Origin of the sequence: Marinimicrobium hydrolyticum (assembly GCF_030848505.1) — a bacterium.
Classification (GTDB): Bacteria; Pseudomonadota; Gammaproteobacteria; order Pseudomonadales; family Cellvibrionaceae; genus JAVDDU01.
Genome location: NZ_JAVDDU010000001.1, coordinates 35,866 through 54,865, shown reverse-complemented (window position 1 = coordinate 54,865; position 19,000 = coordinate 35,866). Strand labels below are relative to the sequence as shown.

Sequence of the window (19,000 nt, the reverse complement as noted above, 5' to 3'; positions counted from 1 at the left end):
TCACAAGCGCGGGAATTTAACAGCTTCCCTCAGGATGGTCGGCGAGGACTTCTCCTGGCACCGCCACCCGAGCGCGACCCACTTGAACGCGAGCCTCCAGAGCGGGGACCACTGGAACGCTGTCGGGATGACGGCTTAAGGGGCGGCGTTTCCGCGAGCAGTTCCTCAGGGGGTTGTGTGCACTTGATGGGCTCTCCCAGCAACTTACCAATGGGCTCCAGCAGGAAGGCGTCGTCTTCGCAGGCGAAACTGACCGAGGTTCCCAATTTACCGGCCCGGCCAGTTCTTCCGATACGGTGCACATAGTCTTCGGGCTCTTCAGGCAGGGTGAAATTCACTACGTGGCTGATACCGCTGATATGTATACCCCTGCCGGCCACGTCGGTGGCTACCAGTACTTTTAACGTACCGTTCTTGAAAGCTTCAAGCGTGGCTACGCGTTTGTTCTGAGGGATTTCGCCGGACAACAATCCGGCCTTCACGTCGTGCCGCTCCAGCTTATCTTGCAAATCCCGACACTGGTCGCGTCGATTGGCGAAGACAATCAAGCTCTCGACATCCTCATGGCGAATCAGATTGTATAAAAGCGTGTACTTTTCTTCAGTGGAAACCAAGTACACCCGCTGGGTTACGGTATCCGTCGCCACGCTCTCCGGTTCGATTTCAATGGTCGTGGGTTCGTGAGTCCACTGCTCCACCAACCGTTGCACTTCGTCGGTAAACGTGGCGGAGAAAAACAGTGTTTGTCGATCTTCCCGCTTCGGCGTTTGCCGAACGATTTGCCGCACCTGCGGAATAAACCCCATATCCAACATTCGATCGGCTTCGTCAATGACGAGTATTTCCAACTGATCCAGATACACATCCTGCTTGCGGCAGAAATCCAGCAAGCGGCCGGGGGTGGCTACCAGAATGTCGACCAAGGTGTCGTGCAAGCGATGTTGTTGCTTGCTGTAATCCATACCGCCCACAAGTGTGTGGATTTTCAGATCCGTGTATTTGCACAGCAGCTTGGCATCCTCGGCGATTTGCATAACCAACTCGCGCGTGGGAGCAATGATCAGCGCCCGAGCTTCGCCCGCATAGCGCTGTTCCGGAATGGGGTTTTTTAGCAAGTCATCAATGATGGCGGTGAGAAACGCGGCAGTTTTACCGGTACCCGTCTGTGCCTTGCCCACAACGTCGCGCCCCTGCAGGGCCAAGGGTAGAGATTGCGCCTGAATGGGCGAGCAGTACTCGAACTTCAGGTCGGCAATGGCGTGCATTAAGCTGGTTTCCAGCCCCATGTCATGAAAGCGCGTTTTGCCGGGGACTTCCGGCACGGGGAATTGGGAAATATCCCAGGGGGCTTGTTTGGCGCCGCTGTTGCGCCTGCGGTTGCGACCACCGCGTGAACGGGTGCGCGAGCGCGGAGACTTGTCTGGTTGAGCGCCGATTTCCGGCTCGCTCTTGGCGCCGTTTGAGGCGTTGCGAGGCCGCGTTGCAGTCTTTTCTTTCTGGCTCCGCCCTTGGGACGGGGCGTCGGAATCGCTCCCGGCAGCGTTGTTTCCCGTTAGTCTATTAAGGAGTTTGCCAATCAAAATGATTACCTGTTGAACAAAATGTGGGCGGATTATACACGAAACGGGCGAACATCTCCCAATCCGGGGCTGGGTCAGGGCGGCCGCCTGGGGTACTATTATGGCCCATCACCAATCAAGCACGGAGCCCCCGTCCACCTATAGGAGAACACTGTGACGACTCGAGTTCGCTATCTGCAACATGTGCCCTTCGAGGGCTTGGGAAGTATGTTGGATGACTTTCATCGCAGAGGGTGGAGCACAGAAGCTACCCGTTGGTATAAAGGCGAAAGCGCCCCCGAGCTGGACAGTTTCGACTGGTTGGTGATTATGGGCGGCCCCATGAATGTGGACGACGAGACCTCCTATCCCTGGCTGAAAGCCGAAAAAGCTCTCATTCACGGCGCTATCGATGCGGGTAAAGTCGTTATCGGTATCTGTCTTGGGGCGCAGCTTATCGCCAGAGCCCTGGGTGCCAAAGTGGAGCCCATGGGCTATAAGGAAATTGGCTGGTTTCCCGTACGGCGACAGCCCGCGGCGGACAACTCAATACTTACGTCGATCCTGCCTGATCAGTTTGACGCCTTTCATTGGCACGGGGACAGCTTTGAACTGCCGCCGGGTGCTCAACTATTGCTCAGCAGCGAAGCCTGTCAAAATCAAGCGTTCTGCCTCGATGATCGGGTGTTTGGCTTTCAGTGCCACCTGGAAACGACGCCTCAACTGGCACAAGCCATTCTGGAAAATTGCGGGGATGAACTGGACGGCTCTCACTACGTCCAGAGCCCGGAAGACATCAGCGCCCTGCCCGCGTATTTTGCCGGACCAAACCAAGTGCTAAGCCAAGTGGTTGACGCCATCGTGGCCAGTCAGCAAAAAACCCGTCGTCGGGAGCCGGTGCAGCAAAGCTGACCGGCTCCGACGCCTGCTGCTAGCCCTTTTACTAGCCCTTATCGGTAACAGCGCCCTCTGATGCTGAACACACGGTGCGCGCAAACTTGGCCAGGACGCCACGCGTGTACCGAGGCTCAGGCGGCTGCCAGCGGGATTTACGCTGCTGCATTTCCTCATCACTGATGTCCAGTGTGATTTGATTGGCTTCGGCGTCAATAATGATGGTATCGCCATCTTCAACCAGCGCAATGGGGCCACCCTCAGCCGCTTCAGGCGTAACGTGGCCCACCACGAAGCCATGGCTGCCGCCGGAGAAGCGGCCATCGGTTATCAACGCCACGGAACTGCCCAAGCCCTTGCCGATAATGGCCGATGTGGGGCTGAGCATCTCGCGCATACCCGGCCCGCCCTTTGGCCCCTCGTAGCGGATCACGAGCACGTCGCCGGCTTGCACAGTGCCGTCGAGGATGTTGTCCAGTGTCTCTTCTTCCGAGTGGAACACTCGGGCACGCCCGGTGAAGTGGGTACCCTCTTTGCCAGTAATTTTTGCTACTGCGCCCGTGGGCGCCAGATTGCCGTACAGAATCCGCAGGTGGCTGTCTTTTTTGATCGGCTGGTTGAGCGCGCGGATGATGTCCTGACCGTCGGGGTAAGGCTGCACACTGGCCAGGTTTTCCGCCAGGGTCTTGCCGGTGACGGTCATACAGTCGCCGTGCAGCAAGCCGGCCTCCAAAAGCATCTTCATCAGCGGTTGAATGCCGCCGATGGCTACCAGCTCGGACATCATGTACTGACCGCTGGGGCGCAAATCCGCCACCACGGGCACACGCTTACCGATGCGCACGAAGTCGTCCAACGTCAGCTCCACGTCAATCGTGTAGGCCATGGCCAGCAAGTGCAAAACAGCGTTGGTGGAACCACCCAAAGCGATCACCACGGTGATGGCGTTTTCGAATGCTTCCCGAGTCATGATATCGCTGGGCTTGATGTCTTTTTCCAACAGCTCCAAAACCGCCGCGCCAGCCGCGCGACAATCGACTAATTTGCTGTCGGAAATCGCATCCTGCGCGGAGCTGCCGGGCAAACTCATGCCCATAGCCTCAATGGCCGAGGCCATGGTGTTGGCGGTATACATGCCGCCGCACGAGCCTGGTCCGGGAATGGCGGTCTCTTCAACCTGTTTCACTTCAATCAGCGACATATCGCCTTTGGCGTGCGCGCCTACGGCCTCAAAGACAGAGATAATGTCGGTGTGGTTGGCGCCGGGGCGAATGGTGCCGCCATACACAAACACCGACGGCCGATTCAAGCGCGCCAGCCCCATAATGCAACCGGGCATATTTTTATCGCAACCGCCGATGGCCACCAGGCCGTCAAACCCTTCGCAGCCCGCCACGGTCTCAATGGAGTCGGCGATCACTTCCCGGGACACCAGAGAATATTTCATGCCCTCTGTACCATTGGCGATGCCATCAGAGATGGTAATGGTATTGAAGATCATGCTCTTGCCGCCCGCTTCGTCGGCGCCGCGACCGGCGTCCACCGCCAGGCCATCGATGTGCATGTTGCACGGGGTGAGGGTGCTCCAGGTCGAGGCAATACCCACCTGCGGTTTTTTAAAGTCCTCATCGTCGAAGCCGACGGCGCGCAACATGGCGCGGCCGGGTGCTTTGCTTAAGCCGTCAACAACTTGGCTGGAATAGCGGCGGCGATGGTCTTTACTCATGGGTATGATCCTTACTGGTGTGCGCTTGCATTTTCAAAACGGCGCGCGGCAAGATGTGCGAACGGGCCATCAGTGTGATTCAATCAGGACTGCATATTGCGCGACTGATGCATTTTTGGCAACACCCAACGCCTAGAGTAATAGAGCCGCGACTGAGCTGAGTGGTTATTCTTTGGAGGTTTATGATCGAGCATTCGGACAACGTCATTTTTATCGGAAGTTTGGCGAGTCTCCTGGCGAGTCTGGGCACCATTGTAGGGGCGGTACTCATCTGGACGGTGAAGGCACTCTCGGTGCGCGCACAGGACATGCTTTTGAGCTCGGCGGCCGGCGTTATGCTGGCGGCGTCCGTGTTCTCACTGCTGCTGCCCGGCATAGCGCACGGCGAAGCTCAGGGCTTGGGCGCTGGCGGTGCTGCGACAGTGGTTTCCCTAGGCATGCTCCTGGGAGCGGCGGTGTTGGCTCTTATTCACGCATTCACGCCCCACCAGCATTTTTTTAAAGGGCGCGAGGGAAAAGACTCCAAGCGAATTGGGGGAATTTGGTTATTTGTGATCGCCATAGCTCTGCATAATTTTCCCGAAGGTATGGCCGTCGGGGTGGGCTTCGCCGGAGGGGAAGTTTCTAGTGGTATTCCATTAGCGGTAGGTATTTTCCTGCAAAATATTCCCGAGGGGCTGGCCGTTGCAGTGGCGCTTTATTCCATCGGCTATTCTCGCCTGTTCGGATTTGCGGTGGCGGCTGGGACGGGTTTTATCGAACCTGTGGGCGGCTTGTTTGGTGCTACCCTGGTGTCCATCGCCACACCCATACTACCTTGGATTCTTGGCGGCGCGGCGGGCGCCATGATCTTCATTATCAGCAACGAGATTATTCCCGAAACTCACAAGGACGGCCACGAGCACGCCGCCACATTTTCATTGATGGCAGGCTTTGGCTTGATGATGATTCTGGATACGGCGTTGGCTTAGCTTTTAACCCGGCAAGCGTCGTTGCCGGGTTAAAAGAGCGGGACGCGCCAACCATGGGGGCAGTCTGCACCGCGAACGTCACCGCACGCCTCAGCAGTCCTCCTGTAGCCAGCGTCCTTCCTGACGGAGATTTAGCGTCACTGGCTTACCCTCCATATCCGTTTCCAGCTGGAAGTCTCCGGTGTAGTGCTCATCACTGTGCATCACCATTTCACCGCGCCCGCGTTCACCGTCTGGGCAGGCAAACTCCATTTCAATGCGTTCGTCACTCTGGGTGATGATGTTCTGATCACAGTCTTCGTCGGCAATGTCGAATTCACCGGCTTGAGCTTGCTCTTCTGTCACACAGCTTTCAAAGCGTTGATCACTTAAATCGAAGCTCATGCCCTGCTCTTCCATCATTTGTTCCATCATTTCTCGCTGGGCCGGCGGCATATCGGCCATTTGTTGTTCCATTTGTTGCCTGGCTTCTGCCATGGCCTCCTCCAACTCTCCACCTTCACTTTCCATCTCAACTTTGTGCTCCCAGAGCCCCGGTTTAATGTTGGGGAATTCGTTGGCAAATAAAGGACCGGATGCAAACGCAAGTCCAACCCCCAGACTAAGGTACTTGATCGTTTTCATAGTGGCTTCCCTGATGAGTAGTGGCTTGAAGTTAATTACTGCGCCAAAAAAAGGCGGCGATCCTTGAGTGTGCCCCATTCGCGCCCGCTGCGCAAACAGGGCTTTGAGGCGCCAAGTTTGCCTGCTTAGCGAGCAACTGGCACAAGTGTTGCTGAGTCCTCTCCAACCTCCGGAAAGCTTTGCCCCCGTCACTTAGGGTCCAGGCTTTGGAGCAAATTCTACTTCGGAAGCACTATGATCGCGCATAACCACACAACGTCTGCACCAGATTCCAGCACCGATGCCAGAGTATTTGAACGTTTTTGTGCGCTGTATCGGGAGCGCAGGGACGCTCTGGAGCTCATCCGACAACTGGTTCAGCTCATCAAGGCCGCTCAGCGGCACCGGGGCATGAGCATGGCTTTGCTGGGCGGCAACACGCTCTTTAAGGCCGATTTTGATCGCCTGCAGTTACAGTTGCAGCGGCGCTTATTGGCTCTGCAGGCGTTCGCCAGGGATACTCAGTTGCTAACCGACCGGGAGCGTGAAAACCTGCAAGGGGCCTGGGCAACCATCAGCCACGACTGGCAGCAAGACAGTGTTATCGATAATTATGAACTTCACTGCCATTTGATTGAGCAACTGCTGTCCATGGTGACCGGCCTGTCCCGAGGGCTGGAGCAACCGGTTTCCACGTCAGTTGACGCCCCAATCGCAGCAGGGGACTCTGACCAACAACCCAACCGCGTGCAACGTTTGGAGCTTCTGCATTTCACCACGCGCCTGCTCCCGTCCGTGGTTGAGCAAATTGGCCGCATTCGCGCCTTGGCCAGCTATGCGGCGGCCATCGGTTTTTGCGACAGCCATCACGATGGCAAGCTCCGCTACGTCATCCAGAACACACGCGTTAATAACGAGAAGTTGCGCCACCAAACGCGACGCCTGGACGGTCTACTGGGCAACCATTTCGGCCCCTTAGGACAATTGAAAAGTTATGAGCTGAAGCTGATGTTTCTTCTCAACATGGTGGAGACTGATGTACTCACCGGAGAAAAAATTCACGCCGACAGCAACCGACTGTTCAGCGTCGCTACGGATATCATTGATGTTTACCTGCAGGTGGTGGAAGCCGGAATTCAGCTACTCAGCCAATGGCAGGAAAGCGATTTCGAGCAGTGGCTACAGAATGTATAAAAAAGGCTTCCTGTGAGTACCGGTTGAACCCTCCTGGCACCAATGCTATAACACCACGCCAAGCCCAACGGACACTACACGCTAATGACCGAGAAAAAACCAAGTGACGAGCCCATCATTGAATTGCGCTGCCCGACGTGTCAGAAAGTGGTTTACTGGACCGATGATTTTCCGTATCGGCCGTTTTGCAGCGAGCGCTGCAAATTGATCGACCTGGGAGAGTGGGCCAGCGAAAACCACAAAATTCCAGGCCCTCCCGCCGATTTCACCGAAGACCCGGAACAATAGCGGGCGCTCTCTCACTCCTTTACTGCGCTTTCCACCCAAAACCAATTCCGGCAATACCCTGGGCGCCCAAGCGGCGCGCTTGGGTAATCTCGGCGGGCGTCATTCCTCCCAGCGCGTATACCGGCACCCGCGCCTGCTCCACCCATTCGGCAAACCTATCCCACCCCAAAGGCGGTGCATCCGGGTGAGTGGCCGTCGGCGCGACGGGAGAAACCGTCAGATAATCTGCGCCCAAAGCACAGGCTTGTTCAATTTCTTGCGGATTGTGGCAGGACGCCCCGAGTAGGACGGAGTCTGGAACGGGTCGCGCGGTGCAGGTACGCAATTGCCTGCTATTCAGATGCAGTCCGCCCAAGCGAAGTCGTTGCCAATGTTCAACCTGAGTATTGCACATAAGCGTGGCCTCACGCTCCTGACACATGGCTGCCAGAGGGCGTGCTAAAGCTTCGTATTCCGTCTCAGAAACACCGGGGCAGCGCAATTGAATCAAACGAATTCCACTGGCCAGCGCGCGCTCGGCTTTGAGCATAAACTCATCCGCTGTGGCCGCCGCGCCGGTTATCAACATTCGGTCGGGCAAGTTAAGTGCGGAAATAATCGGAACATTAGCGGCAGGAAAGCGATACTCCCTAAGCCTGTGCGGTTTAACCCACTGCACCGGTTGCCCCTCGTTTCCGTGGGGCTCTCCCTCAAACCTTGTGATTTTGTGAACGTCTAGCAGCACCGACTTATCGGGGTAATGATGACGGATTTGAATCAAGGGCTCAGTCGCCTGCACCTGAATGCCCAGCTCTTCCCACAGCTCGCGGCGTAGTGCCAAATCCAGAGTTTCACCCGGATCAACTTTGCCACCGGGAAATTCCCACAGGCCGCCCTGGTGCACGTGATCCGGGCGACGGGCTATTAACACCCGCCCAAGCTCGTCCTCCAGAACACCCACCGCCACATGCACCACCGCCTTAGCTTCGGTAGTCGGCATTGATACGCACGTACTCATAGGAAAGGTCGGTGGTCCAAAGGGTTTCCGAGCAATCACCGCGACCGAGATCAATGGCGATGGTGATTTCTTCCCGCTGCATCACCGCCTGGCCTTGAGCTTCGGTATAACTGGCCGCTCGGCCCCCGTTCTCCACTATCAAAGTATCTCCGAGATGCACGATTACGCGGCCTACGTCCAGGTCTTCAATGCCCGCATAGCCAATCGCGGCAACAATTCGGCCCCAGTTGGGATCGGACGCAAACAGGGCGGTTTTAATTAGGGGGGAGTGGGCAACCGCATAGCCCACTTTGAGGCATTCATCAGAGGAATTACCGCCGCTTACCTTCAGGGTAACGAGCTTGGTGGCGCCCTCGCCATCGCTCACCACACTCATGGCCAACGTCTTGAAAGCCTGAATAATGAGCTCCCGTAGCTGCTGATAAAGTTCGCCTTCAGGCTCGGTCACCGGCGGCAAGTCAACTTGGCCGCTGGCGATTAGGATGCATGAGTCGTTGGTGGAGGTATCGCCATCAATGGTAATTCGGTTAAACGACAGGTCCGCCGCTTCGCGGCACAACTGCTTCAATACCGGCTGAGCAACTTTGGCATCAGTGGCTATGTAAGCGAGCATGGTTGCCATATTCGGGCGAATCATACCGGCGCCTTTGGCAATACCGTTGACGGTAATGGTTTTGCCTTCGTACTCCAGCTGGCCGGTAAAACCTTTGGGGCGGGTGTCAGTGGTCATAATACCCTTCGCAGCGCTCTCCCAACCATTTTCGTCGAGCGCCGCGATGGCCTCAGGAATGACGGCCTTTATTTTTTCCACGGGTAGCGGCTCACCGATGACGCCAGTAGAAAACGGTAGCACCGTCTCCGTACCGACACCGGTCTCTTCCCCGACGGCAACGCAACAGGCAATAGCATCACGCATGCCCTGATCTCCCGTGCATGCGTTGGCGTTGCCTGCGTTAGTGAGCAGGTAACGTATACCGTTTTGCGCCAAGTGTTCTTTGCATACGGTAACGGGTGCCGCGCAGAACGCATTGCGAGTAAAAACCCCCGCGGCGCTACTGCCCTCGGCCAGTTCCATCAGTACCACATCTTTGCGGCCCACCCGCTTGATACCCGCACTCACGGTTGCCAACTTCACGCCGGCCAGAGCCGGCATAGCGGGAAAGGGAAACTCACCTACTGCCATTTTTCAGATCCTGCCTCTTGTTATTCAAGTCGGAACGAAGCGGGCTGACACCCGCTTAGTCCAGTTTTCCGTGACACTGCTTGTATTTTTTACCTGAACCACAAGGGCACGGATCATTGCGGCCCACTTTACGGCCTTCGCGCACAAAAGGCGCCGCGCCGGGCCCGGCTTCAGGTGTTGGAGCCATGGCGCTGTCCGGGTTTTGTAACGCGGACACTTGCTCGTGCTTCAACTGCATTTTTTGCCGTTCGCGCTCACGCTCCTCGCGACGGCGCTTCTCCATGGCATCCATCTGCTCGCGCGTGATTGGCTCTACTCGAGTCAGGAGCTGAACCACTTCTCGCTTAACTTTTTCCAGCATATTCTGGAATAAGAAGAACGCTTCTTTTTTGTACTCCTGCTTCGGATTTTTCTGGGCATAGGAGCGCAAGTTAATACCCTGGCGGAGATGATCCATACTGGCCAGTTGTTCCTTCCAAGCGTTATCCAACACTTGCAGCATGACTTGCTTTTCAATTTCAAACATCATCTCACCGATGCGCTCACATTTGGCATCGTAGGCGGCTTGAGCTTCCGTGAGAATGCGCTCGCGCAGCTGCTCCTCGTTCAAGTGTGTGTCTTCATCCAACCAGCTGGAGAGGGGCAACTTTAGGCCCATATCGGTTTCTAGCTGTTTTTCCAGGCCAGCTACATCCCACTGTTCTTCCAGACTTTGCGGTGGAATAAACTCACTCACCAGACCATCCACCACGTCGGCACGAATGGACGTCACGGTGTCTCTGATCGAGTCAGACTCCAGCAAATCATTGCGTTGATTGTAAATGATTTGTCGCTGGTCGTTGGCGACATCATCGAATTCCAGAAGCTGTTTACGGATATCGAAGTTACGCCCTTCTACCTTGCGCTGAGCCTTTTCAATGGCATTGTTCACCATGCGATGCTCAATCGCTTCTCCTTTTTCCATCCCCAGGGCCTGCATAAAGCCGCGGATACGGTCTGAGGCGAAAATGCGCATCAAGCTGTCTTCCATCGACAAATAGAAGCGGGTTAAACCCGGGTCCCCCTGACGACCCGCCCGGCCACGCAGCTGGTTATCGATACGCCGCGACTCGTGTCGTTCCGTACCGATAATGTGTAGACCACCCGCTTCGATAACCAACTCGTGACGCTTGCGCCAGTCCGCCTTAACGGCTTCGAATTTTTCCGGAGTCGGATCTTGCAGTTGAGCAACTTCGGCTTCCCAGTTACCGCCCAGTACAATATCGGTACCCCGACCGGCCATATTCGTTGCGATGGTCACCGCGCCTGGGCGCCCTGCCTGAGCAATAATTTCCGCTTCTTTTTCATGAAACTTGGCGTTGAGCACTTGGTGTTTCAGGCCCGCCGCCTTCATACGTTTGGACATTTCCTCAGAGGTTTCAATAGAGGCGGTACCGACCAGGATAGGAGCATTTTTTTCCTGATACTTTTTGATGTCTTCAATGATCGTGTCGTACTTCTCTTCCACGGTCATGAACACCAGATCATTCAAGTCAATACGCTGAGTGGACTTGTTAGTGGGAACCGCCACCACATCCAGCTTGTAGATTTCACGAAATTCAAAAGCTTCGGTATCCGCGGTACCGGTCATACCCGACAGTACCGGATAAAGCCGGAAATAGTTCTGGAAGGTAGTTGAAGCCAAGGTCTGGCTCTCGCGCTGAATGGGCAAGCCTTCCTTTGCTTCAATCGCCTGGTGAAGTCCTTCAGACAAGCGCCGACCCGCCATGGTGCGGCCGGTATGTTCGTCAATCAGCACCACTTGGTTATCTTGCACGATGTATTCAACATCGCGATGAAACAAGGCTTTGGCCCGCAACGCCGAGTTAATGTGATGCAGCAAGCTCAGGTTTGCCGCTGCGTACAGACTTTCGTTTTCAGGTAACAACCCGGCCTTCATTAACAGCTGTTCGATGTGTTGATGCCCCTCTTCGGTCATCTCCACTTGGCGCGATTTTTCGTCTACGGAATAATCACCTGGGCCGTCCTCTTCCGTCACTGGGTTCAGTTTGGCGACGAGCTTGTGCATACGCTCGTACAGTTCCGTACTGGATTCCACAGCGCCGGAAATCACCAGTGGAGTTCGGGCCTCATCGATCAAAATGGAATCCACCTCATCCACTACCGCAAAGTACAGCGGCCGCTGTACTTTGTCGGCAAGACTGAGCGCCATGTTGTCCCGCAGGTAATCAAAACCAAACTCGTTGTTGGTGCCGTAGGTGATGTCGGCCGCATAAGCATCGCGCTTTGCGTCTGTGGGCTGCATGGACTGAATTACCCCGACCCGCATTCCCAAACATTCGTACACGGGCGCCATCCAGGCGGCGTCACGACTCGCCAAGTAATCGTTGACCGTGACGATGTGGACGCCTTCCCCAGTCAGGGCATGCAGATAACAAGGCAGCGTGGATACAAGCGTTTTACCTTCACCGGTGCGCATTTCCGCAATGCGCCCTTCGTGCAAGGCCATACCACCGATCATCTGCACATCAAAGTGCCGGAGTCCCAGCTTGCGTCGGCTGGCTTCGCGGACTGCCGCGAAAGCTTCCGGCAACAGTTGTTCCAGCGTCACACCATCTTTTAGGCGCTGACGAAATTCAGGAGTTTTAGCGCGAAGTTGCTCGTCGCTGAGCTTTTCCATCTCGCTTTCCAGAGCGTTTATCTGGGCGACGACCTTGCGCATACGCTTCAGCTCGCGTTCGTTTTTAGAACCGAACACTGCTTTGGTTAACTTGCCGATCATGGTTTATTCCGTTAGTAGAAGTTGCGGATTACAGAGTACTACACCCTTCGGCCTAGCCAAAGGGTGAACAGGAAGATGCCCGCATAAACGGGCCAGGGGAATTTAATTAACGACTGGCGCGGTGAATGTATGTCGCGGGATCCACCGCCCGACCGTTTTTGTGGACTTCGAAGTGAACGTGGGGGCCGGTTGAGCGACCGGTTGAGCCCACCAAAGCGATAACTTGGCCTTTTTTGACCACGTCACCGACATTGACGAGATTTTTCTTGTTGTGGGCATAGCGGGTAACAATTCCGCCGCCATGGTTAATCTCGACCAAAAAGCCGTAGCTTTGACGGTCGGCGGAAGCGGTAACCACTCCCGCGCCCACAGCAATAACTTCGGAGCCCTCTTTGGCCGCAAAGTCGACGCCATTGTGGTAGGCCACACGACCGCTAAACGGATCGGTGCGCCGACCAAAGCGCGATGACATCCAACCCTTTTTAATGGGCCGACCAGCGATATAGATGTCTTCCTGGAGCTTTCGCTTGACCAGAAGTTCGTCAAGCATGGCCAGTTGCTGCTCGCGATTTTCAATCTGGTGAGAAAGTTGATCAATGATGCTGATGAAATCAGGGGGGGTGTAGGGGTCGCCCGACAGAACCGTTTCTGGTCCGCCGAGCGCTGGCGCCTGACTGAAGTCAAACTCCCCTTCTTCCAGGTTGGCTACGGCGGTCAAGTGTTCGCCCAAAGCGTCGAGGCGCACCAATCGAGCCTGCAGCTCGGCCATACGCAAGGTCAAGGCTGCGACTTGGCTCTGGGCCTGCTCTCGAACCTGTTTGACCTGAGCTTGTTGCTCGGCCAGGGCGGCTTCCCAAGCTTGGCGGGTTTCGGCGGTAAACACGTCACTGTTTTGACTGTTTTGGTCTACCAACCAGTTGTAGCCCAATAACCCGCCTGTGGCGACCGGAATCCCCAGCAAACAGACGGACAATAGAGCTCTAGTCCACCCACCGAGGGTGATGCTCCGTGTCTGACCATGCTGTTTGCTGACAATTATGATCTTCATGAATTAATCTTAGTTGTTTTTGCTGCCGAAAGGCATAGGGCAAACCTACATTTTATTGCTTTTTCTTATATTAAATACAGCTAATTTCGGCGCCGTTATTCAAACTGGCACTAAAGCATGCGGCGCTAAAGTCATTTTTTCAGTGAAATCAATACGTTATTGTTTTCAATGACATCTCGACTTTACCTATGCTTAGCTTTTCGAGGCGTCCCGTCCAACCGAAATATGGCACAGAAAGGCCAATATTACCAATATAGGGGCTCATGCGCCAACGAAAAAAGGGCCGCACTGCTCAGTGCGGCCCTAAAAAGGGGCATAGAAACCAGGAAAATTAAATCGCCAGGAGCGGTTTCATATAAGAAATGGGGGCGGCATTCTCGTCGTCGAAGGTCACCACTTCCCAAGCATCGCGCTGAGCGATCAGCTGACGCAGGGACTTATTGTTCAGGGCGTGGCCCGACTTATGCGCTTTAAACTCGCCAATCAGGCTATTGCCCAACAAATACAGGTCACCAATGGCGTCGAGTACCTTATGCTTGACGAATTCGTCTTCGTAGCGCAGGCCGTCTTCGTTGAGAATACGGTAGTCATCCACAACGATAGCGTTATCTACGCTACCGCCTTTGGCCAAACCTTTCGAGCGCAGGTATTCGATTTCATGCATGAAACCGAAGGTCCGAGCGCGACTGACCTCTTTTACAAAAGAGGTGCTGGAGAAATCCACTGAGGTACTCAGAGTGCGGCCGTTGAACACCGGGTGATCGAACTCAATGGAGAATGACACTTTAAAGCCATCAAATGGCAGAAAGCTGGCGGTTTTGTCTCCATCTTCCACGGTTACCGGCTTTTTGATACGGATAAATTTCTTCGCGGCCGCCTGCTCCTGAATACCAGCGGACTGAATCAGAAACACAAAGGGACCGGCACTGCCGTCCATAATGGGCACTTCTGGAGCGCTGACCTCGACAATGGCATTATCGATACCCAGGCCCGCCATGGCCGATAGAAGATGCTCTACGGTAGAGACTTTGACATCCCCTTTAACCAAGCTGGTGGACAGAGTCGTATCGCCGACGTTCTCGGCTTTGGCCTCGATTTCCACGGCAGGATCAAGATCCACCCGGCGAAAGATGATACCGGCGTCAATCGGCGCAGGCAAAAGGGTCAGATACACTTTCTGGCCCGTGTGTAGCCCGACGCCAGTGGCCCGGATGGCGTTTTTGAGGGTGCGCTGTCTGATCATTACTGTATTTAGCCTACCTTTGGTTTTTCAGCGGCGGAGGGGCTCACGGCAAAGTGAGGACCAATCGCGGCGGTGTTGTTGTTAAGAAAACGGCCAATCCTATCAAAAATTGATCAAAACAACCACTTTTGTGCCATTTATTTGCACCAAATTGGTTCTTTTGTGACGCTCCTCCCCTTAGGAAAGTGCGGCGCCCGCAAAACTCACGGGCGACCTGCCTTTCCACTCCAGGAAGATTAATCCGCCTGGCGCCGCAAGAATGCCGGAATATCCAGGAACTCCATCTCCCGATCCGTGGCTGGCATTGCTGCTGCAGCGGAGGAGGGAGATGCCGCTTTTTGGCGGATTGCCGTAGGACGATCGTAGGCGCTGTAATCCACTTGACCGTTGCTCCGGCGGGTGTTGTCCACGACTACCTTGGTGGGTGCGGCCTTCTCTTCCCGCGCGCTCACTCCCAAACCGGTCGCAACTACTGTTACTCGCAGCTCGTCAGACATCTCCGGGTCGATAACAGTTCCCACCACAACGGTCGCATCACCGGAGGCGAACTCCTCGATAGTGTTGCCCACTTCGGAGTATTCCCCCAGGGACAGATCGATGCCAGCGGTAATGTTCACCAGGATGCCGCGCGCGCCTTGCAGGTTCACATCTTCCAACAAGGGACTGCGGATGGCCGCCTCGGCAGCTTCACGGGCGCGGTTCTCGCCAGTGGCGTGACCGGTGCCCATCATCGCCATACCCATTTCGGACATAACGGTGCGCACGTCTGCAAAGTCGACGTTGATCATACCCGGACGGATGATCAGATCCGCAATGCCCTGCACCGCACCAAGCAGCACATTGTTGGCCGCTTTGAATGCATCTAATAAGCTGGTGGATTTACCCAGCACCGAAAGCAGCTTCTCGTTGGGAATGGTGATCAGAGAATCCACCCGCTCCTGTAATTCCTTAATCCCGGCGTCGGCCACCACCATGCGCTTACGGCCTTCAAAGGGGAATGGCTTGGTCACTACCGCAACGGTAAGGATACCCAAGTCCCGTGCGACTTCGGCGACAATCGGTGCACCACCTGTACCGGTACCGCCACCCATTCCTGCGGCAATGAATACCATGTCGGCACCACGCAGCACTTCCGCAATGCGCTCCCGATCTTCCATTGCCGCCTGGCGGCCAACTTCCGGATTAGCACCAGCGCCCAGGCCTTTCGTCATGCTGTGCCCCAGTTGCAGGACAGTGCGTGAATCCACGTCTTTCAACGCCTGCGCATCGGTGTTGGCGCAGATAAACTCTACACCTTCAACCTTGCTGTCGATCATGTGCTTAACGGCGTTGCCGCCACCACCACCGATACCGATAACTTTAATAACGGCGTTTTGCGGGATGTTGTCTACGAGTTCAAACATGATGTTTCCCCTCTTACAATGAAATAAAATTTATTTAAAAGTTGTTTTGAAAAAGTTTTTTCAGACGCGTGAACCAGGAGCCTTCGTTTTCCTTGACATGCGTGGATACCCTCCCTTCCTGCTGCTGTTTCATGGCGTACAGCAATAGCCCTACGCCGGTGGAATAAATCGGATTGTTGACGATGTCTGATAAACCGCGCACGTTTTGGGGAGCGCCCAAGCGCACGGGCATATGAAATATCTCTTCAGCCAGCTCGATCACGCCCTCCATCTTTGAAGTGCCGCCGGTCAAAACGATGCCTGCGGCCACGAGATCTTCAAACCCGCTGCGGCGCAATTCGGCCTGCACCAAAGTAAACAGCTCGTCATAGCGAGGCTCTACCACCTCAGCCAGCGCTTGGCGGGACAGATCGCGCGGACGACGATCACCCACACTGGGAACCTTAATGGTTTCGTCCGGGCCGGTTAGCTTGGCCAGAGCGCAGGCGTATTTGATCTTTATCTCTTCAGCGTGGGGTGTAGGCGTTCGCAGAGCCATGGCAATATCGTTGGTAACCTGATCGCCCGCGATGGGGATTACCCCCGTGTGCCGAATGGCCCCATCGGTAAAGATGGCAATATCCGTTGTGCCACCACCTATATCCACGACGCACACACCCAGCTCTTTTTCATCTTCGGTCAGTACCGCGTAACTGGAGGCCAACTGCTCAAGAATAATGTCTTCCACTTCCAGGCCACAGCGGCGGATGCACTTCTCAATGTTTTGCGCAGCGTTGACCGCACAGGTGACTAAGTGCACTTTGGCTTCCAGTCGAACACCGGACATACCCAAAGGCTCTTTAACCCCTTCTTGTTCGTCGATCAAAAACTCCTGCGGCAAGATATGCAGAATTTTTTGATCCGCGGGGATGGCCACGGCTTGGGCGGCGTCAATGACCCGATCCAAATCCTGAACAAACACCTCGCGGTCTTTTATCGCCACGATTCCGTGGGAGTTCAGGCTGCGAATGTGGCTACCGGCAATGCCTGCGTATACCGAATGAATCTGGCAGCCCGCCATCAACTCAGCTTCTTCAATCGCACGCTGTATCGACTGCACGGTGGACTCGATGTTGACCACTACGCCTTTTTTCAGCCCAGTAGAGCGGTGCGAACCAATACCCACCACTTCGAGGATTCCCTCGGGCGTTATAGCACCGACTATGGCCACCACTTTGGATGTGCCTATATCCAGACCCACGATCATTTTATTATCACCAGCATTGGCCATTTCGCAGACCCCGTGTTGTAGAACTACTCAAGTTAAATATAGTGTCCATGTTTACCCGCTTAGCTTCCTTTTCAACCTTCATTCGAATCCTGCTCTTCCACCCAACCCACGGCGATGCCGCTGTGGTAGCGAAGATCAACCGACGCAACTTCCTTCCAGTGCTCGTGTAACGTCTGATCGTACACAGTCAGAAATCGTTGTACTTTGTCCATCATTGCATCGCGCCCGATCGTCACTTTAATTCCATCACCTACGCGCATCTCCCAAGATTTACGCTTGTCGCACTTGAGCGACCTAAGCGCCAGTCCGCGTGCCCGCAACAATTCTCCTACTTCCAAGTAGTAACGCATCACCTTCACAGCGTCGTCATCGTCTCCATCCAGCCAGGGCAGGTGCGAGACCTTGTCCAGTTCCGGGACTTGAATTATGTCCCCTCTTCGGTTGAGAAACCCTTTGTTGCCCCAACGCGCAATGGGATGCTGCTCATAGATGCGTACTCGCAAAGTATCCGGCCACTGCCGTTGTACCGCCGCACGCTCGACCCAAGGATTCCGTTCCAATTCAGCCCGCACATTGGCCAAGTCCAGCTTTAAAAAATTGTCGTTCAGTGCCGCCGCTATCAATTGTTCGAGTTCTTCTTTATCCGCATAGCGGAACGCACCTTCTACTTGCACCTTGGCAATAGGTCGGTCAAAGACCTGTGCCACGGGTTCCGCGCCAAACCGATAGCCCAGTACCACCATTGCCACCAGAAGCGAGCACCAAAGCGCTCTCAAACTCCAGCGCTTAAACCCCTCGGGCAGCTTGCGCGGCCCGGCTTTTTGGGTCGCGCCGCGCGGAGAGACTCCGCGTTGTCCAGGTATGCGCTTTACACCCTGCTTCATGAGCGGCGTAAACTCTCCTGCAAAATCCGTAGAATCAGTGCACTAAAAGACAGTCCCTCGGCTCGCGCCGCCATGGGCACTAAGCTGTGACTGGTCATGCCGGGGATGGTATTCACTTCCAGCAAATAGAAGTCTCCAGCTTGATCAGCCATGACATCCACACGGCCCCAACCCCGACACCCGAGACTGGAAAATGCCTGTAGTGCCAAGTCTTTTAGTTGTTGCTCTTTTTTCTCATCAAGCCCACACGGACAGATGTAGCGTGTGTCATCCGCAAGGTACTTAGCATCGAAATCGTAAAAGCGGTGATCCGTTTCGAGCTTGATCGGAGGCAGTGCTGAGTCACCCAAGATGGCGACGGTGTACTCCGCGCCGGTCACGAGCCGCTCGACCAGTACGCTGCCATCGAATTTCGCGGCGGCCTCGTAAGCTTGAGTCAATTCCTCAACGCTCCCTACCCGGGCCATTCCCAAACTGGAGCCTTCGTGGGCAGGCTTGACGAAGGCTTCACCACCTAAGCTCTGCAGCACGGCGGAGAAGTCACTTTGACTGTCCAGCACCGAGAATTCAGGCGTTGGCAAGCCGACGCCACTCCACAATTGCTTGCTGCGCAGCTTGTCCATCGCCAGCGCGGAGGACTGTACATCGCTGCCGGTATAGGGGATGTGCAGATATTCCAGTACCGCTTGGATACGACCGTCTTCACCACCGGGGCCATGCAAAGCGACAAAGGCCCGATCCAGTTGCGCGGCTTGAATGTCCGCAATCGCGGTTGCACCAATATCAATGCCCACATGCTCGATGCCGAGATCACTCAATGCCTGCATCACTGCGGCACCGGATTGCAGCGAGATCTCCCGCTCGGCGGAGACGCCACCAAAGAGCACGCCAACCCGTCCCAACGACTGAGAAAGTGAATCGGTAGCTGTAGAATGCTGTTCGCTCAAAGTTTTGC

16 protein-coding genes are annotated in these 19,000 nt (G+C 55.2%); 4 read left to right on the top strand and 12 right to left on the bottom strand.

Features of this window, described 5'->3' with window-relative positions; translation table 11 throughout:
• Positions 1 to 29: 29 nt before the first annotated feature.
• On the bottom strand, positions 30 to 1,580 hold the full coding sequence (gene rhlB, locus RBH33_RS00240; protein WP_373568203.1) for an ATP-dependent RNA helicase RhlB: 1,551 nt from the start codon (positions 1,578 to 1,580) through the stop codon (positions 30 to 32).
• 153 nt (positions 1,581 to 1,733) lie between these two features.
• Between rhlB and RBH33_RS00235 the strand changes: the two genes are divergently transcribed.
• Positions 1,734 to 2,471: a type 1 glutamine amidotransferase gene (locus tag RBH33_RS00235; protein WP_306730106.1), complete on the top strand. Its 738-nt coding sequence runs from the start codon at positions 1,734 to 1,736 to the stop codon at positions 2,469 to 2,471.
• Between the two features lie 31 nt (positions 2,472 to 2,502).
• On the opposite strand, the gene ilvD is transcribed toward RBH33_RS00235, so the two are convergent.
• A complete protein-coding gene (gene ilvD / locus RBH33_RS00230) occupies positions 2,503 to 4,179 on the bottom strand; it encodes a dihydroxy-acid dehydratase (protein ID WP_306730105.1) in 1,677 nt (558 codons plus the stop codon).
• A 182-nt stretch (positions 4,180 to 4,361) separates the two neighbouring features.
• Between ilvD and RBH33_RS00225 the strand changes: the two genes are divergently transcribed.
• Positions 4,362 to 5,150: a ZIP family metal transporter gene (locus RBH33_RS00225; RefSeq protein ID WP_306730104.1), complete on the top strand. Its 789-nt coding sequence runs from the start codon at positions 4,362 to 4,364 to the stop codon at positions 5,148 to 5,150.
• 90 nt (positions 5,151 to 5,240) lie between these two features.
• Here RBH33_RS00225 and RBH33_RS00220 read toward each other — a convergent pair whose 3' ends face one another.
• Positions 5,241 to 5,774: a DUF3617 domain-containing protein gene (locus RBH33_RS00220; protein WP_306730103.1), complete on the bottom strand. Its 534-nt coding sequence runs from the start codon at positions 5,772 to 5,774 to the stop codon at positions 5,241 to 5,243.
• 234 nt (positions 5,775 to 6,008) lie between these two features.
• Between RBH33_RS00220 and RBH33_RS00215 the strand changes: the two genes are divergently transcribed.
• On the top strand, positions 6,009 to 6,947 hold the full coding sequence (locus RBH33_RS00215) for a hypothetical protein (protein ID WP_306730102.1): 939 nt from the start codon (positions 6,009 to 6,011) through the stop codon (positions 6,945 to 6,947).
• An 84-nt stretch (positions 6,948 to 7,031) separates the two neighbouring features.
• On the top strand, positions 7,032 to 7,235 hold the full coding sequence (gene yacG / locus RBH33_RS00210; protein ID WP_306730101.1) for a DNA gyrase inhibitor YacG: 204 nt from the start codon (positions 7,032 to 7,034) through the stop codon (positions 7,233 to 7,235).
• Positions 7,236 to 7,254: 19 nt separating this feature from the next.
• Here yacG and RBH33_RS00205 read toward each other — a convergent pair whose 3' ends face one another.
• The 9 genes from RBH33_RS00205 to RBH33_RS00165 all read right to left on the bottom strand — a co-directional run bounded on the left by RBH33_RS00205 (position 7,255) and on the right by RBH33_RS00165 (position 18,992).
• A complete protein-coding gene (locus RBH33_RS00205) occupies positions 7,255 to 8,214 on the bottom strand; it encodes a Nudix family hydrolase (protein ID WP_306730100.1) in 960 nt (319 codons plus the stop codon).
• Positions 8,195 to 9,415 carry a bifunctional glutamate N-acetyltransferase/amino-acid acetyltransferase ArgJ gene (gene argJ, locus RBH33_RS00200; protein ID WP_306730099.1) on the bottom strand — a complete coding sequence of 407 codons (1,221 nt, stop codon included), beginning with the start codon at positions 9,413 to 9,415 and terminating at the stop codon, positions 8,195 to 8,197. The genes RBH33_RS00205 and argJ overlap by 20 nt, the downstream gene beginning before the upstream one ends.
• Before the next feature lie 55 nt (positions 9,416 to 9,470).
• Positions 9,471 to 12,197, bottom strand: coding sequence for a preprotein translocase subunit SecA (secA, locus tag RBH33_RS00195; protein ID WP_306730098.1), 2,727 nt, complete (start codon positions 12,195 to 12,197; stop codon positions 9,471 to 9,473).
• Between the two features lie 106 nt (positions 12,198 to 12,303).
• Complete coding sequence (locus tag RBH33_RS00190) at positions 12,304 to 13,245, bottom strand: peptidoglycan DD-metalloendopeptidase family protein (RefSeq protein ID WP_306730097.1); 942 nt, start codon at positions 13,243 to 13,245, stop codon at positions 12,304 to 12,306.
• Positions 13,246 to 13,576: 331 nt separating this feature from the next.
• A complete protein-coding gene (lpxC, locus tag RBH33_RS00185) occupies positions 13,577 to 14,488 on the bottom strand; it encodes a UDP-3-O-acyl-N-acetylglucosamine deacetylase (protein ID WP_306730096.1) in 912 nt (303 codons plus the stop codon).
• A gap of 236 nt (positions 14,489 to 14,724) precedes the next feature.
• The gene (gene ftsZ, locus RBH33_RS00180; RefSeq protein ID WP_306730095.1) at positions 14,725 to 15,891 is read right to left on the bottom strand and encodes a cell division protein FtsZ; all 1,167 of its coding nucleotides are present in this window, start codon (positions 15,889 to 15,891) and stop codon (positions 14,725 to 14,727) included.
• Positions 15,892 to 15,925: 34 nt separating this feature from the next.
• Positions 15,926 to 17,161, bottom strand: coding sequence for a cell division protein FtsA (ftsA, locus tag RBH33_RS00175; RefSeq protein ID WP_306730094.1), 1,236 nt, complete (start codon positions 17,159 to 17,161; stop codon positions 15,926 to 15,928).
• Between the two features lie 71 nt (positions 17,162 to 17,232).
• A complete protein-coding gene (locus RBH33_RS00170; protein ID WP_306730093.1) occupies positions 17,233 to 18,045 on the bottom strand; it encodes a cell division protein FtsQ/DivIB in 813 nt (270 codons plus the stop codon).
• Entirely contained in the window at positions 18,042 to 18,992 is a 951-nt protein-coding gene (locus tag RBH33_RS00165; RefSeq protein ID WP_306730092.1) for a D-alanine--D-alanine ligase, read from the bottom strand. The genes RBH33_RS00170 and RBH33_RS00165 overlap by 4 nt, the downstream gene beginning before the upstream one ends.
• Positions 18,993 to 19,000 lie beyond the last annotated feature (8 nt).

What these genes read in the sequence shown, in the direction of transcription:
- ilvD (WP_306730105.1), bottom strand. Translation starts at nt 4,179, where the DNA reads ATGAGTAAAGACCATCGCCGCCGCTATTCCAGCCAAGTTGTTGACGGC.
- RBH33_RS00225 (WP_306730104.1), top strand. Translation starts at nt 4,362, where the DNA reads ATGATCGAGCATTCGGACAACGTCATTTTTATCGGAAGTTTGGCGAGT.
- RBH33_RS00220 (WP_306730103.1), bottom strand. Translation starts at nt 5,774, where the DNA reads ATGAAAACGATCAAGTACCTTAGTCTGGGGGTTGGACTTGCGTTTGCA.
- RBH33_RS00215 (WP_306730102.1), top strand. Translation starts at nt 6,009, where the DNA reads ATGATCGCGCATAACCACACAACGTCTGCACCAGATTCCAGCACCGAT.
- yacG (WP_306730101.1), top strand. Translation starts at nt 7,032, where the DNA reads ATGACCGAGAAAAAACCAAGTGACGAGCCCATCATTGAATTGCGCTGC.
- RBH33_RS00205 (WP_306730100.1), bottom strand. Translation starts at nt 8,214, where the DNA reads ATGCCGACTACCGAAGCTAAGGCGGTGGTGCATGTGGCGGTGGGTGTT.
- argJ (WP_306730099.1), bottom strand. Translation starts at nt 9,415, where the DNA reads ATGGCAGTAGGTGAGTTTCCCTTTCCCGCTATGCCGGCTCTGGCCGGC.
- secA (WP_306730098.1), bottom strand. Translation starts at nt 12,197, where the DNA reads ATGATCGGCAAGTTAACCAAAGCAGTGTTCGGTTCTAAAAACGAACGC.
- RBH33_RS00190 (WP_306730097.1), bottom strand. Translation starts at nt 13,245, where the DNA reads ATGAAGATCATAATTGTCAGCAAACAGCATGGTCAGACACGGAGCATC.
- lpxC (WP_306730096.1), bottom strand. Translation starts at nt 14,488, where the DNA reads ATGATCAGACAGCGCACCCTCAAAAACGCCATCCGGGCCACTGGCGTC.
- ftsZ (WP_306730095.1), bottom strand. Translation starts at nt 15,891, where the DNA reads ATGTTTGAACTCGTAGACAACATCCCGCAAAACGCCGTTATTAAAGTT.
- ftsA (WP_306730094.1), bottom strand. Translation starts at nt 17,161, where the DNA reads ATGGCCAATGCTGGTGATAATAAAATGATCGTGGGTCTGGATATAGGC.
- RBH33_RS00170 (WP_306730093.1), bottom strand. Translation starts at nt 18,045, where the DNA reads ATGAAGCAGGGTGTAAAGCGCATACCTGGACAACGCGGAGTCTCTCCG.